Here is a 14,166-nt window from a genome sequence, read left to right as displayed (position 1 = left end):
GCGCCGGTAGCAGGGAGCACAGTATGGCCGAGGCCGAGGTATCCGAACAGATCGAACTGGTGGAAGAGGACTTCCACGACGATCCGCACAAGTACTACGAGCGTTGGCGGGCCCGGGGACCGGTGCACCACGTGCGATTCACGCACGAGCGCGGGATTCCGTGCTGGGTTGTGGTGGGCCATCCGGAAGCGCGGGCGGCGCTCGCCGATCCCCGATTGCACAAGAACTCGGCCGGCACCATCGACCTGTTCCGGCGCAAAGGCTCTGCGGTGCTGTCGAATTCGGATGCGCAGGCCTTGAGCACCCATATGCTCAATACCGATCCGCCCGAACATACGCGGCTGCGGAAGCTGGTGAACAAGGCCTTCACGCCGCGGCGGGTGGCGGCATTGCGTCCCCGCATCGAGGAGATCACCGCCGGACTGCTCGACGAGGTGGCGGCGCACGACGAGGTCGACCTGCTGCACGCGTTCGCGACCCCGCTACCCGTCACCGTGATCTGCGAATTGCTCGGGATTCCCTTCACCGATCGCGACGATTTCCAGCTGTGGACGAAGATCCTGGTGGGCGCCGCCGGAGATCTGGCGGACCGCGACCGCGCATCCGCCGACATGGGCGGATATCTGACGGCACTGCTGGCGGACAAGCGCATCCGGCCCGGCGACGACCTGCTGTCGGGGCTGGCCACCGAATCCGACGACGGCGACCGTCTCACCGATCCGGAATTGGTGGCGATGGCTTTCCTCCTGCTGGTGGCCGGTCACGAGACGACGGTGAACCTCATCGGCAACGGCACCTTCGCGCTGCTGCGCAACCGGCCCCAATTCGATGCGCTGCGCGCGGACCCGGAGGGCATCACCGCCGCCGTGGAGGAATTTCTGCGGCTCGACGGCCCGGTCGGCTGGGCCACGGTCCGGTACACCGAGGAACCTGTCGATATCGGCGGAACCGTCATTCCCGCAGGCGAATTGGTCTACGTCGCCCTGTCGGCGGCCGATCGTGATCCCGATCGATACCATTCGCCGGACGCACTGGATATCGGCCGGAAACCGTCCGGGCATGTGGCTTTCGGCCACGGAATCCATTTCTGCGTCGGCGCTCCGCTGGCCCGCATGGAGGCGGCCGTCGCCTTCACCGCTCTGCTGGATCGCTTTCCGAAGCTGGCACTGGCGCCCTCGTTCGCCCCGCGATGGCAGCCGAGCCTGCTCATGCGGGGACTCACCGAACTGCCGGTGCGCCCGCACGGATAGGCCGAACCGACCGGCTCATCCGGCCGGCAGCGCGGTCTTCGCCGCCACCGCACGCAACGCGGTGCGCAGCCCTCGGCGCGAACGTGCGGGCGCGCCGTCTGCGTCGGCGAAGGTGCGGTGCCCGAGAAACTTTCGCTCCGAGGCGGTTTCGGGAGCATCGTCCGAGGTGGCGGTGAGAAAGCGGTCCGGCAGCGCCAGTTTGTGGATCGTGCGGAGGGTGAGCGCGTACTGCCGCAGCAGTGGCCCCGTGGTGTACGGCAGATCGAATTCTTCACACAGCGCTCGCACGCGGGTGGCGATATCCCGGTACCGGTTGCTGGGCAGGTCCGGGAACAGGTGGTGTTCGATCTGGTAGCACAGATTGCCGCTCATGAAGGCCTGGACCCGTCCGGCGTCGAAGTTCGCGGTGCCCAGCATCTGGCGCAGATACCATTCCGCCTTGGTTTCCGATTCCAGCACCGACGGCGTGAATTTCTCCGCACCGTCGGGGAAATGCCCGCAGAAGATCACCAGGTACGCCCACAGGTTACGCAGCACGTTGGCGCCGAGGTTGGCGAAAAGCGTTCGTCGCCAGCGCTTTCCGCTCAACGCCGGAAACAGTACGTAATCCTTGCCGGCCTGCCGGATCAGTTTTCCGAGCAATGCGCGGGTCTGGCCGGCCTTCTCGGCGGCATCGGCGGCCCGGTCGTGTTCGGAGTCCAGATCGTGCCAGGCGATACCCCATTCGAATGTCGCCGCCAGCAGCAGGTTCTGTAAGGGCTGCAGCAGCAGGCGCGGGCGCCAGCGCTGATCTCTGGTCACCCGCATGACGCCGAAGCCGATATCGTCGTCCATGCCCAGCACGTTGGTGTAGAGGTGATGGCGGACGTTGTGCGCGTAACGCCACTGCGCGGACAGCCCGGCCATATCCCACTCCCAGGTGGTGGAGTGGATTTCCGGGTCGTTCATCCAATCCCACTGACCGTGGGAGACGTTGTGCCCGATCTCCATGTTCTCGACGCTCTTGGCCGTCGCCAAGCCCGCCGTACCGAGCAGCCAGGCGAGGCGGCCGCGTCCGCCGAGGATGATCAGTCGCGCGGCGGCGTCGAGAGTGCGCTGAAAGACGATGGTCCGGCGAATGTAGTTCGCGTCGCGCGTCCCCAGATCGGCCTCGACATCGGCGCGAATACGGTCCAGCTCACGCCCCAGCGCCTCGATATCGGCGGGCCCGAGATGTGCGTACGCGCCGATCTCGGTGATTGCCATGGTCTACATCCTCGAATTGGTGTGTGGTGGCGCGAACGCCCACCGACGAGGACATATGCGGAGACCCGCCGATGACCCGAGCCTACCCGCACCGGATCGACAGCCCACGCCACGACCGAGGTGTCGTGCGACCGTGTGTTCATTCCAGCCACGCGTCGCTGCGCGCCGCCCACGGATTGCATTCGTACAGCGACGGTTCGGCGGCGGAGGTGGGATCGCCGCTGGGATGCATGCCCCACCCGAACCAGTTGGCGACGTTCTGGTTGGTCCCGTGCCAGCGTCGTTCGCCCGGCCGATCGCCCGCACCGGCGTTGTTGGTGTAGGCCCGGTCGGCCAGGCTCCGGGTGATCGAACCGCGTCCGGTATTGACGCCGTAGAACATCCCGGAGAAACACCAGGCCTGCAGCTCCAACCGGCGGTTGAGCAGGTCGACCTCCGGTCCGCTCCATTTCAGTGCCGAGGCCCGGGCCTGAAAGGCGGCCATGATCCCGGTGAGCTGTTGCACGTGGTGCTCGTATTCGTGCGAGAGCACCGCGAGCACATTGCCGACTCCGTAGCCGATGACCGGGGCCATGGTGTCGAACGGCATCACGATCGTCCGGTCGGCCGCACAGTAGAACGCTTCCCGGTTGCTGCCGGTGGAACTGCACGCACCGTGGTAGTCAGCGATTCGGGCGCCCGCCCACAGCGCGGGCGAGGACGGGGCGATCCGGAAGTGGGCCAGGGTCGGCGCCCATGCGGCGTCGTGGCAGCCGATCGCGGCCCGGTAGTAGGCCTCGGCACCGTCCGGAGTGTTCCGCCAGCCGGGCAGCCGGCAATCGACACTCGACAGGCCCACGCCCTGTTCGCCGAGTACCGGATTGCCGCCGAGCTCCGGATCGGATTTCACCGGCCCGGTATACGGACGATTTCCGGCGACCGCCGTCGGGCCGGGTGTGGACCGCGCCGTAGCCTGCGGCATGACCGGCGAGTCGACGGGTTTCGGCGAATGGGCCGTCGCGCAACCGCAGAGAAGCAGAGCGGCGACAGCTGAAAAGATCCCCCCACGAAGCAATTCCACGCTCTACTTGTACCAGAGCTCAGCGCGTCCGGTCGGCGCCGACGGTGTGCCGCCGATCAACTTCCGAGCTCGGACGCGGAGTCCGACCCTGCGGTCCCGGTCTGCCGGAGGAAGTCCGCGATCACCTCGAGTTCCGTTTCCGAATACCGCTCGAGCAGCTCGTCCATGCGCCGGTTCATACCCGAGAAGACCTGGAACAGTTCGGAATTGCGTTCGCGGACGGCGCGCAGGGTGACTGCGCGCCGGTCGCTCGCCTCGGGGTCACGTTCCCGGACGATCCAGCCACCCTTCTGCAACCGGTCCAGGACGCCGGTGAGGGTGGCCGGGTGCAGGCCGGTGCGCCGGGCGAGGGCGGTCGGCGACAGAGGGCCTTGCCGGTTGATCAGGTCGAGACACGTCCAGTCCACGTCGCGGAGTTCGACGCGGCCGCCGAATCGCCGATTCAGCAAGGCGAGCTGAATGTTCAAGTCGCGCAACGCATCCTTGACGGCGACGGTCAGCCGGCGCCGTTGCTGCGCGGCCGCGCGATCCGTCTCCGAGCTCATCGGCACCCTCCGCTCAATTCATACGGTTTTCATATGATATCCCCGGCGCGTGCGGCTCCGGCAGGTCAGTGCCGTTCGACTCGGAACACCGCGATGCGCTCGGCCGCCGCCGCCACCCCGTCCGGCGTCGCCGAGTCGGCCAAACCGGTTGTGACGAAACGATTCCCGACACTGGCGGGCCCGGATCCGACCAATTCCCGGAGCAGATCCCCACGCTGCCCGACCGGAACCTCGACCAGGCGCGCGGTAGAGGAGGTGCGCCCGCGCGTCAGCGTCACCGAATCGGCCGCCCGCACGTTGGCCACCCACGCCGCCCGGGGATAGGCCTGCACGATGTAGTGCCCGCCGTTCAACTCGTTCACTGCGATCGGGAATGTGCGCGGTTGCCCACTGCGCCGACCGGCGACGGTGAGCAGTTGCATCGGCCCGAAACCGATTCCCAGCCGTTGCAGGCCGACGACGAGCGGATTGAGTCGATTGACCATCCGCCGATACCGCTGCGTATCCATACTCCGGAACCTCCACTACTTTCGAAACCATATCCTATTGTTCTCATACTATATCCGTACGATATCTCTTTGGATAGTCCCGAACGTCCGGATTCGTCCGGTAAACCCGTCAAGGGCCGTAGGCCCCCGAGGTGGCGCAAGTGCGCCAGAACACACCTCCGGTTCGGTGTCTCTCAGGCGACAGGTCGGCAAACACCGTGCACACACCGCATGAACCTGTATCACCTGCACATTTGCCCGGCTACAGGCAAGACCGCCCGCGCCCGGATACGAACGAGCGCGGGTAACGATCATGAGCAATGTGAACTATCGTCCGGTCACGAATCGATAACCCCTCTTTCGCTTCGGGAGACCATGTGCTCGAGCTCGACCACTTCAGCCACGGCTGGGTAACCCCGGTCCTGGCTTATCTCATGTCCTTCATCGGATCCGTTCTGGCGCTGCGCTGCGCCACACACGCCCGGGCCTCGCGCTGGCCGGGGGGCTGGTTGATCGCCGCGGCCGTCTCACTCGGCGGCGCCGGTATCTGGGTCATGCACTTCACCGCCATGCTCGGTTTCTCGATCCACGGCGCGAACATCCGCTACGACGTGCCGATGACGCTGCTCAGCGCGGGTATCGCGATCGTCGTGGTCTGGGCCGGGTTGTCGATCGTGGTGCGCGGGCACCGGGAAGCGATCGCACTGCCCCTGGGCGGAATGATCACCGGCTTCGGCGTCGCGGCCATGCACTACCTCGGCATGCACGCCATGCACGCCGGCGCACACATCGAATACAGCACCGGGCTGGTGGCCCTGTCGCTGCTGATCGCCGTGGTGGCGGCGACCGCGGCGCTGTGGTTCGTCCTGCACGTGCGCGGGTTCTCCGCCACCGTCGGCGCGGCGCTCATCATGGGTCTGGCCGTATGCGGAATGCATTACACCGGAATGGCATCCATGACCGCGCACCGTATGGACAACATGTCCGAACCGTCCGGCGGGGTCGACTCGGTGCAGCTGCTCACCCCGCTGATCATGGTGGTCACACTCGTCACCATCATGCTCGTGGTACTCGTCGGGCTCGCGGAGGTCGACGGGCCCTCGCGTCGCGAGAATATCGACACCACAGGCGATCTCGATCTCGCCGACAGCGGCCGCGCGTGGCCGCGCGCCTACACCGAGGAATCTCCCGCACCCGATCAGCCGGCGTTCAGTCTGCAAGCGATCTCGAAGCGGCAGCCGCCCCGGCGATAGCCGGGCGATCCGGACGATCGGCCGAGCGACAGCTCAGCCGATCGTCCTCCGGATCCATTCTTCCGCAGCGGCTTTCGCCTCCGCGACCGATCGCGCGCTGACCTCACGCAACATCCGGCCGTCGGCGGCTTCGACACGCCACGCACAGGTGGTCCGCGTGGTCGGCTTCACCAGACCGCGGGCCTCGCCGAACGCCTTGACCAGCCACCAGCGGGTGCCGTCACCGGCCAACTCCCAGCCGTCGACCGCATCCGAGCGGCGCACCGGCCCGAACGGCTCGTCGTCGGCATCAGCCCGGGTCTCGGCCACCGGCCCCCTCCTCCGCGATTCACGTTGCAGTCCAATGCTGGTCGAGCTCACGCACATTGTCGCGCAACATGTCCTCGCGGCGGATTCGAACCCCCGGATCGGCGAGCCGCGTGGCGTGCCCGCCGCCGGCCTCAGAAACGTCGAGCGCCGGTGACCGGCATCTGCCCGATCGCCGATCGGATGACACCCTCACCGCTCGTCGCGGCGTGTACGACCGTGCCGTCACCCGCATAGAGGGCGGAGTGACCGCCGCCGTAGAACGACACCAGATCGCCGGGTTGCAGCGTATCCAGGTCGACCGGCGTACCGGCGGACAACTGGTCGTAGCTGGTGCGCGGCAGGTCCACCCCGACCTGCCGATACGCCCACTGGACCAGGCCCGAGCAGTCGAAGGCGTCGGGTCCGGCGGCGCCGGAGATGTAGGCCGAGCCGATCTTGGACTCGGCGGCCTCGAGCGCCCGCTCACCGACCGATTTCATGTACTCCGGCGGGGCCGGAGTGATTTCCGGGAAGAGTCCGGGAATGGTGAACTGCGGTGGTAGCGAAATTCCCGGTACGACCGGGACGGGGAATGGCGAGTCGGCGTGTGCCGGGCCGGCGGTCGCCACCATCGTGCCCGCCGCGCCGAGCAGAACGGCCAGCGATGCCGCGGACGACCAGGCCTTACGACGCAAACGGCGGGTACATCGACCCGCCTCGGTTCCTGCCATGATGCGTTCCTCCGAGTCTCGTAGCGAGAGCAGATTTCCGAAACACCACGGTGATCAGTCGATCGTTGGATCCGGGGAGCCATGATTCGCCACGGTCGGAGCGAAAACAAATACGAACACACCAATTCGAATAACGAAACGATAAATTCGCGAAATACCTCAGATATCGGCGGTATCTCGATACAATCCCTACTGTCGTCCGGCGGGGGTTTCGGACGCATCCGGGCCGGTCGCCAGCAGGGAATGGCGACGGCTGTAGCCCAGATAGACGACCGCGCCGACGGCGAACCAGACGGCGAAGCGCAACCACGTCACCGGCTGCAGGTAGGTGATCAGCCAGATCGAGAAGCCGATCCCGAGCAGCGGCACCACCGGCATCAACGGCGTGCGGAAGCTCCGCGGCAGCTCCGGACGGCGATAGCGCAGCACGATCACCGCAGCACAGACCACGATGAACGCCAGCAGGATGCCGATATTGGTCAGCTCGGCGGCCTGGCCGATGGGCAGCAGCCCCGCGATCACCGCCGACGCGATACCGACGATCCAGGTGATCCGGGTGGGCACCTGGCGCACCGGGTGAGTTTTGGCGAACCACTGGGGCAGCAGGCCGTCGCGGCTCATCGAGTACCAGACGCGGGTGACGCCGAGCATGAAGGTGAACAGCACCGTCATGATGCCGACGATGGCGCCCGCCGCGATCAGGCTGCCCAGGCCGGGCAGGCCGACCGATTCGAACGCGGTCGACAGCCCGCTCTCCGGATCGATGTCGGTGTAGTGCTGCATGCCGGTGAGGACCAGGCAGACCAGCACATAGAGCACCATCGACACCGCCAGCGACAACAGGATCGCCTTGGGCAGATGACGTTTCGCGTCCACCGACTCCTCCGCCGCGGTCGACATCGCGTCGTAGCCGAAGACCGCGAAGAAGACGGTCGCCGCCCCCGTGACCGCGCCGGACATGCCGAACGGGAAGTACGGGTGGTAGTTGGCGGAGTCGATATGGAAGAACCCGACCGCGATCACCACCACGACGACCACGATCTTCAAACCCACCACGAAGGTTTCGAATCGCGCCGCGGCCCGGATACCCAGGTTCAGCAAGGCCGCGATGAGCAGGCACAGCAGCGCGGCGAACAGATCCACCACATGGCCGTGCCCGGTTCCCGGCGCGCCCAGCATCCATTCGGGAAGCCCGATATCCCACTGCCCCAGCAGAAATTGGATGTAGCCCGAGATGCCGATCGCCACCACCGACACGATCGCGGTGTATTCGAGCAGCAGATCCCAGCCGATGAACCAGCCCACCGGCTCGCCGAGGACCGCGTAGCCGTAGGTATAGGCCGAACCCGCGCGCGGGATGAGGCCCGCGAATTCGGCGTAGGAGAGCGCGGCGGCGGCGCTGGCGATACCGGCGATCAGAAAGGAGACCAGCACGGCCGGGCCGGCGGTCTGATTGGCGACCGCACCGGCCAGGGTGAAGATGCCGGCGCCGATGATCCCGCCGACCCCGATGGCGGTGAGCTGCCACAGCCCCAGCGTGCGATGCAGAGTGGTGGCGGATTCGTCCTGGATCTGGTCGATCGGCTTGCGCCGGAAGAACTCTCGCAGAGCGGGACCGGTTCGCATGGGCGCTCCTTGTCCGAGGGCGGCGCTGGTGAGCCCACAGTACCGATCTCACCGGCCGGTCGCCCGGTATCGGGAGCGGCGACCCGGCGGCCGGCGGCTCGCGATTCCATGGAACACGTTCTAGACATGAACAAGGATTTGTCTTACCGTCGATACATGAGCAAGACGATGTCTCACGAGGCACGCTTCACCTTGCGGTCCGGCGAATCCTGGCGAGACCCCTGGCCGATGTACGCCGCTCTGCGCGAATCCGATCCGGTACACCACGTCGTCACCGAGAGCCGCCCGCACGAGGACTACTACGTCCTGTCGCGTTACGCCGATATCTATGCGGCGGTGCGCGATCCCGAGACGTTCTCCTCCGCCCAGGGCCTGACGGTCGACTACAACAACCTCAGCGAGATCGGGCTCGGCGAGAACCGGCCGTTCGTCTTCACCGATCCGCCCGAGCACACCGTTTTCCGGCGCCGCGTGGCCAAGGGCTTCACGCCGCGGCAGGTCCAGGAGATCCGGCCCGCGGTGGAGGCGTTCGTGATCGAGCGGCTCGAGAAGCTGCGCGCGGCCGGTGGCGGTGACATCTCGGTGGAGTTGTTCAAACCGCTGCCGACCATGGTGGTGGCGCATTATCTCGGTGTGCCGGAAGAGGATCGGGCACAGTTCGACCGATGGAGCGAGGCGATCGTGGCGGCCTCGGCGACCGGCGGCATCGAGCATGCGCAGGAAGCGGTCGGTGAGCTGACCCAGTACTTCATCGCGATGATCGAGAAGCGCAAACGCGAACCGGCGGACGACACGGTCTCGCATCTGGTCGCCTCCGGACTGGGCGCCGACGGCGACTTCGGCGAAATCCTGCAGATCATCGGCTTCGCGTTCACGATGATCACCGGCGGCAACGACACCACCACCGGAAACCTGGGCGGGGCGGTGCAATTGCTGACCAGCTACCCCGAGCAGCGCCAGCGCCTGCTCGACGATCCGAGCCTGATCCCGGGCGCGGTCGACGAATTCCTGCGCATGACCTCCCCGGTGCAAGGCCTGGCCCGCACCACCACCCGCGATGTCGACATCGAGGGCGTCACCATTCCGGCGGGCCGGCGGGTGCTGATGCTGTACGCGTCGGCCAATCGGGACGAGCGCGAATACGGTTCGGACGCAAGCGAACTCGATGTGACCCGCAATCCGAAGAACATTCTCACCTTCGGCAACGGCAACCACCACTGCCTCGGCGCGGCCGCCGCCCGCATGCAGGCCACCATCGCGCTGCGGGAACTGCTGGCCCGCTGCCCCGACTTCTCCGTGGATCTGGACAGCGTCCGATACACCGAGGGCAATTACGTGCGCTGGCCGGTCCACGTCCCCATCGTCGCGGCATGAGCGACTGGCTGGCGCATCCGCGCTCCCTGCAGGCGGCCGAACGGATCCTGGACGCCGCCGCGAGCCTGTTCTCCGAACGCGGCGTGAACGCGACCCAGATGGGCGATATCGCCAAGGCCGCCGGCTGCTCCCGGGCGACGCTGTACCGCTACTTCGACAACCGGCAGGCGGTGCAGCTGGCGTATGTGCATCGTGAGGCACGGCGAGTGGGCGCCCGGGTGACCGCCGAGATCGGGGCCATCGCCGACCCGGGTGCACGCGCCGTCGCCGGGGTGCTGGCCAGCCTGCGCGCGGTGCGTTCGGATCCCCTGCTGATCGCGTGGTTCCGGCCCGACGACGCCGGGGCCACGCTGCAGATCGCCCAGACCTCCGAGGTGATCGAGGCCATCGCCCGCTCGCTGTTCGCCACCGAAACGCCCTCGGGACCCGATGAGGCACACGAGGATTGGACCCGGCTGGCCCGCTGGCTGACCCGCATCATCGTCTCCCTGCTCACGGTGCCCGGCCGGGACGAGGACGAGGAGCGCGACATGCTGGAGCGCTTCATCGCTCCCCTCGTCGCCCGGTCGGGCTGAGCACACCTGCGCGGCCCGACGGCGCCGCCCCGGAGCCGTCTCGGCGACGGCCACACGCGCGCACCCTTGCGCGCACGGGCGTTGCCCAGGAGGCTTGGGATATGGATTCGCTCATCATGTCCGCCCGCGACCTCGATTTCCTGCTCTACGAGTGGCTCGACGTGACCGGGCTGACCGAGCGCGAGCGCTATCGGGAGCACAGCCGCGAAACCTTCGATCAGGTACTCACACTGAGCCGGGAACTGGCCGAGAAGTATTTCGCCCCGCACAACCGCCAGGGCGATCTGCACGAGCCGACCTTCGACGGCGACAAGGTGCACATCATTCCGGAGGTGGCGACGGCGCTGTCGGCCTTCGCCGAGGCCGGATTCGTCGGGGCCGCGATGGACGAGCGAGTGGGCGGTATGCAATTGCCGCACACCGTCTTCACCGCGTGCATGGCATGGTTCTACGCCGCCAATGTAGCGACCGCCAGCTATGCGCTGCTGACCATCGGCAATGCCAATCTCCTGGCCGCACACGCTGATTCGGATCAGCTCGACCGGTTCGTGCGGCCGATGCTGACCGGCCGCTACTTCGGCACGATGGCGCTGTCGGAACCGCAGGCGGGCTCCTCACTGGCCGACATCACCACCAAGGCCGTGCCGCAGGACGACGGCACCTACCGGCTGTTCGGCCGCAAGATGTGGATCTCCGGCGGAGACCACGACCTGTCGGAGAACATCGTGCATCTGGTCCTGGCGCGCATTCCCGGATCGGATGCCGGAACGCGCGGCATCTCCCTGTTCATCGTGCCGAAATACCTTCCCGCCGAGGGTGGTTCGCTCGGCGAGCGCAACGATGTGGTGCTGGCCGGGATCAACCACAAGATGGGCTGGCGCGGCACGGTGAACACGGCGCCGGTCTTCGGCGACGGCGCGTTCACCCCCGGCGGCGCGCCGGGCGCGGTCGGTTACCTGGTGGGTGAGCCCAATCGCGGACTGACCTACATGTTCCACATGATGAACGAGGCGCGCCTCGGCGTCGGTCTGGCCGCCACCGCGCTGGGATACACCGGCTTCCTCAAGGCGCTCGACTATGCCCGCAATCGGCCGCAGGGCCGCCCGGTGACCGCGAAGGGCGGTGCGAGCGCGCAGGTCCCGATCGCGCAACATCCGGATGTGCGCCGAATGTTGCTGGCGCAGAAGGCGTATGCCGAAGGCGCACTCGGCCTGCAGTTGTACTGCGGCACGCTGATCGATCGTCAGCGCAGCGCCGTGGACGCCGCGGAGGCGCAGCGCGTCGCTCTCCTGCTGCGGGTGCTGACCCCGATCGCCAAGAGCTGGCCCAGCCAGTGGTGCCTGGCCGCCAACGACCTCGCCATCCAGGTGCACGGTGGCGCCGGCTACACCCGCGACTACGACGTCGAACAGCATTACCGCGACAACCGCCTGAATCCGATTCACGAAGGGACACACGGCATTCAGAGTCTGGACCTGCTCGGCCGGGCGGTGGTCGCGGACGGCGGTGCCGCGCTGACATTGCTGCTCGACACCATGGGGGAAACGGTCGACCGCGCCCGCGCGACCGGCGACGGCGAACTCGGTGATTTCGCCGATGCGCTGGCCGCGGCCGCGGGACGCATCGCGACCACCACCGCCACGGTGTGGCGCGACGCCGATCCGGAAGCGGCACTGGCCAATTCGTCCGCCTACCTGGAGGCGTTCGGACATGTCGTGCTGGCCTGGATCTGGCTGGAGCAGGCGGTGGCCGCCGCCCGCGGATCCGAGGACTTCCACCGCGGCAAACGGGCCGCCGCACGGTACTTCTTCCACTGGGAATTGCCTCGCACCGCACCGCTTTTCGATCTGCTCGACGCGATGGATCGCACCACGACCGACCTCGACGACGCCTGGCTTTAGCACAGCGGGGAGGACACACCCACCCCTCCTGGCGATATTCGGCCATCGAGCCGCCCACTAATCTGGCCCGGTGGAGAAGCACCCGGTGGAGATGGGCTGGCAGCAACTGGCGCAGCAGTGCCTCGTCGACGAGGACGAGGCGGTCATCGCGCTGAACAAGCCGGCCGGTATCGCCGTGACCGGGGAACGCCACGACACCGACCTGGTCGAGTTGGCCGCGGCGGAGGGAATCACCCTCTACCCGGTGCACCGCATCGACAAGGTCACCTCCGGTCTCGTGCTGTTCGCCAAGGACCTGACCGCCCACGGCGGCCTGACCAGGCAATTCACCAAGCGCACGGCCGACAAACGGTATCTGGTCGTCACGGCCGCCACCGATCTGCCCGATACCGGCGTCATCGACCTGCCGTTGAGTGTCGGTCGCAAGAACCGGGTCCGGATCGCGGCCCCCCGGGACACCATCCGGCGCGAGGGGCAGCTGTGGACGGTCGACGAGGGCGATCTGCTGGCCGGTAAGAACTATCCGTCCCGGACCGAGTTCACCACCGTGGCGCGGACCGACCGGCACACGATCCTGCTGGCCCGGCCGATCACCGGCCGGCGGCATCAGATCCGGGTCCATCTGGCCTGGATCGGCTATCCGATCGCCGGTGATCCGCTGTTCGACAAATCGGGTGAGTACGCGCGCACCCATCTGCATTCGCTGTCGTTGCGGGTGGAGGCGCCCTGGCGCCCGGACTCCGAACTCGCGCTGACCGCCACGCCGGGTGCGGATTTCTTCTCGACGGGGTCGCAACCGATCCTCGAGAATCCGGCCGGCCTGCTCGAACGGATCGCCGCGGAATAGCGGTTCGCTATAAAAGGTGGCGTCCGTCACGCAGACGGCACGCTGAGGACCTTCTACTCTGGACAAGTGCCGTATCGGCACGCATGCGGCCGAAGCGATCACACCCGGGGGCCGATTCCACACGGGCTCGCACAGGTCGTTCCCGGCGACGGGCGCAACGGTGCGATCCCACGAGAAAGCGGACGCCATGATTCTGTTGGCACAGCTCAGCGATACTCACTTCGATCTGGATCCGCGCAACGCCGAACGAGTCGCCGCCGTCCTCGGTTACCTCGACCGATTACCGCGCCGGCCCGACGCCATCCTCGTCACCGGCGACCTCACCGAATCCGGCACCCTCGCCCAGTACGAGCAGGCCCGCAAATCGCTGACCACCGACATCCCGCTGTACGTCCTGCCCGGCAATCACGACGACCGCGCGAATCTGCGCCGGACGCTGCTCGACGGCCCCGCCGAGGACGGGCCGATCAACCAGGCCGTCGAGATCGGCGAGCTCACCGTGGCACTGCTCGATTCCACGATTCCCGGCTCGGGCGGCGGTGAGCTGGGCGAACCTACCTACGCGTGGCTGGACCGGTTGCTGGCCGCCACGCCCGCGGACGCCTCCGTGCTGGTGGCGATGCATCACCCGCCGGTGCCGATGTACTCCACGGTGGTCGACCCGATCCGGCTCGCCGATCCGGAGCGGCTGGAACGCACCATCGCCGGTGACGCGCGAATTCTCGGCGTGCTCACCGGCCATATGCACGCCATGGGCACGACGCTGTTCGGCGGGCGGCAGCTGGTGGTGGCGCCCAGTGTGGCCTCGGCCATCGGCGGGGCATGGGAGGTCGAGGAGCCCGGCGACGTTCCGATCGACTACGCGCCCGACCCGTCCGTGGTGCTGCACGCCGTCGCGGATCGGCGGCTGACCTCGATCGTTCGTACCGTGCCGATGGGCGGGCGGATCCGCGTACAACCGCGCTGAGCAGGGTTCGCGGAAC

Annotated in this window: 14 protein-coding genes; 7 read left to right on the top strand and 7 right to left on the bottom strand. The window is 67.2% G+C overall.

The features are described 5' to 3' along the window. Window positions 1-23: 23 nt before the first annotated feature. Entirely contained in the window at window positions 24-1,250 is a 1,227-nt protein-coding gene (locus IRT45_RS00330; protein ID WP_194803885.1) for a cytochrome P450, read from the top strand. Between the two features lie 15 nt (window positions 1,251-1,265). On the opposite strand, the gene IRT45_RS00325 is transcribed toward IRT45_RS00330, so the two are convergent. The 4 genes from IRT45_RS00325 to IRT45_RS00310 all read right to left on the bottom strand — a co-directional run bounded on the left by IRT45_RS00325 (window position 1,266) and on the right by IRT45_RS00310 (window position 4,609). Further along, window positions 1,266-2,495: an acyl-CoA desaturase gene (locus IRT45_RS00325; RefSeq protein WP_194803884.1), complete on the bottom strand. Its 1,230-nt coding sequence runs from the start codon at window positions 2,493-2,495 to the stop codon at window positions 1,266-1,268. 139 nt (window positions 2,496-2,634) lie between these two features. Continuing rightward, entirely contained in the window at window positions 2,635-3,384 is a 750-nt protein-coding gene (locus IRT45_RS00320; RefSeq protein ID WP_309240739.1) for a neutral zinc metallopeptidase, read from the bottom strand. Between the two features lie 227 nt (window positions 3,385-3,611). Next, on the bottom strand, window positions 3,612-4,100 hold the full coding sequence (locus tag IRT45_RS00315; protein WP_194803882.1) for a MarR family winged helix-turn-helix transcriptional regulator: 489 nt from the start codon (window positions 4,098-4,100) through the stop codon (window positions 3,612-3,614). Between the two features lie 65 nt (window positions 4,101-4,165). Next, complete coding sequence (locus IRT45_RS00310) at window positions 4,166-4,609, bottom strand: nitroreductase family deazaflavin-dependent oxidoreductase (RefSeq protein ID WP_228533211.1); 444 nt, start codon at window positions 4,607-4,609, stop codon at window positions 4,166-4,168. Between the two features lie 356 nt (window positions 4,610-4,965). Between IRT45_RS00310 and IRT45_RS00305 the strand changes: the two genes are divergently transcribed. Further along, window positions 4,966-5,841, top strand: coding sequence for an MHYT domain-containing protein (locus tag IRT45_RS00305; RefSeq protein WP_309240738.1), 876 nt, complete (start codon window positions 4,966-4,968; stop codon window positions 5,839-5,841). 33 nt (window positions 5,842-5,874) lie between these two features. Here the strand turns inward: IRT45_RS00305 and IRT45_RS00300 are convergent, their stop codons facing one another. The 3 genes from IRT45_RS00300 to IRT45_RS00290 form a co-directional block, all read right to left on the bottom strand. Continuing rightward, window positions 5,875-6,150: a hypothetical protein gene (locus IRT45_RS00300; protein ID WP_194803881.1), complete on the bottom strand. Its 276-nt coding sequence runs from the start codon at window positions 6,148-6,150 to the stop codon at window positions 5,875-5,877. 131 nt (window positions 6,151-6,281) lie between these two features. Next, window positions 6,282-6,860 carry a C40 family peptidase gene (locus tag IRT45_RS00295; RefSeq protein ID WP_194803880.1) on the bottom strand — a complete coding sequence of 193 codons (579 nt, stop codon included), beginning with the start codon at window positions 6,858-6,860 and terminating at the stop codon, window positions 6,282-6,284. Between the two features lie 189 nt (window positions 6,861-7,049). Next, window positions 7,050-8,486 (bottom strand): amino acid permease, encoded by a 1,437-nt coding sequence (locus IRT45_RS00290; RefSeq protein WP_194803879.1) that lies wholly within the window; start codon window positions 8,484-8,486, stop codon window positions 7,050-7,052. A 156-nt stretch (window positions 8,487-8,642) separates the two neighbouring features. Between IRT45_RS00290 and IRT45_RS00285 the strand changes: the two genes are divergently transcribed. From IRT45_RS00285 to IRT45_RS00265, 5 genes are all read left to right on the top strand, one after another. Next, on the top strand, window positions 8,643-9,860 hold the full coding sequence (locus tag IRT45_RS00285) for a cytochrome P450 (RefSeq protein WP_194803878.1): 1,218 nt from the start codon (window positions 8,643-8,645) through the stop codon (window positions 9,858-9,860). Further along, complete coding sequence (locus IRT45_RS00280) at window positions 9,857-10,435, top strand: TetR/AcrR family transcriptional regulator (RefSeq protein ID WP_194803877.1); 579 nt, start codon at window positions 9,857-9,859, stop codon at window positions 10,433-10,435. The genes IRT45_RS00285 and IRT45_RS00280 overlap by 4 nt, the downstream gene beginning before the upstream one ends. Before the next feature lie 101 nt (window positions 10,436-10,536). Next, on the top strand, window positions 10,537-12,336 hold the full coding sequence (locus tag IRT45_RS00275) for an acyl-CoA dehydrogenase (protein WP_194803876.1): 1,800 nt from the start codon (window positions 10,537-10,539) through the stop codon (window positions 12,334-12,336). Between the two features lie 70 nt (window positions 12,337-12,406). After that, window positions 12,407-13,183 carry an RNA pseudouridine synthase gene (locus IRT45_RS00270; RefSeq protein ID WP_309240737.1) on the top strand — a complete coding sequence of 259 codons (777 nt, stop codon included), beginning with the start codon at window positions 12,407-12,409 and terminating at the stop codon, window positions 13,181-13,183. 187 nt (window positions 13,184-13,370) lie between these two features. Next, window positions 13,371-14,150, top strand: coding sequence for a metallophosphoesterase (locus IRT45_RS00265; RefSeq protein WP_194803875.1), 780 nt, complete (start codon window positions 13,371-13,373; stop codon window positions 14,148-14,150). Window positions 14,151-14,166 lie beyond the last annotated feature (16 nt).

It is taken from the genome of Nocardia sp. BSTN01, assembly GCF_015354405.1.
Lineage (GTDB): Bacteria > Actinomycetota > Actinomycetes > Mycobacteriales > Mycobacteriaceae > Nocardia.
The sequence above is the reverse complement of the archived record's forward strand: the minus strand, read 5'-3'. Positions and strand labels throughout refer to the sequence as shown.

Bases quoted from the DNA above. Each gene is read 5' to 3' on its own strand.
- IRT45_RS00330 (WP_194803885.1), top strand. From the start codon at position 24: ATGGCCGAGGCCGAGGTATCCGAACAGATCGAACTGGTGGAAGAGGAC.
- IRT45_RS00325 (WP_194803884.1), bottom strand. From the start codon at position 2,495: ATGGCAATCACCGAGATCGGCGCGTACGCACATCTCGGGCCCGCCGAT.
- IRT45_RS00315 (WP_194803882.1), bottom strand. From the start codon at position 4,100: ATGAGCTCGGAGACGGATCGCGCGGCCGCGCAGCAACGGCGCCGGCTG.
- IRT45_RS00310 (WP_228533211.1), bottom strand. From the start codon at position 4,609: ATGGATACGCAGCGGTATCGGCGGATGGTCAATCGACTCAATCCGCTC.
- IRT45_RS00295 (WP_194803880.1), bottom strand. From the start codon at position 6,860: ATGGCAGGAACCGAGGCGGGTCGATGTACCCGCCGTTTGCGTCGTAAG.
- IRT45_RS00290 (WP_194803879.1), bottom strand. From the start codon at position 8,486: ATGCGAACCGGTCCCGCTCTGCGAGAGTTCTTCCGGCGCAAGCCGATC.
- IRT45_RS00285 (WP_194803878.1), top strand. From the start codon at position 8,643: ATGAGCAAGACGATGTCTCACGAGGCACGCTTCACCTTGCGGTCCGGC.
- IRT45_RS00280 (WP_194803877.1), top strand. From the start codon at position 9,857: ATGAGCGACTGGCTGGCGCATCCGCGCTCCCTGCAGGCGGCCGAACGG.
- IRT45_RS00275 (WP_194803876.1), top strand. From the start codon at position 10,537: ATGGATTCGCTCATCATGTCCGCCCGCGACCTCGATTTCCTGCTCTAC.
- IRT45_RS00265 (WP_194803875.1), top strand. From the start codon at position 13,371: ATGATTCTGTTGGCACAGCTCAGCGATACTCACTTCGATCTGGATCCG.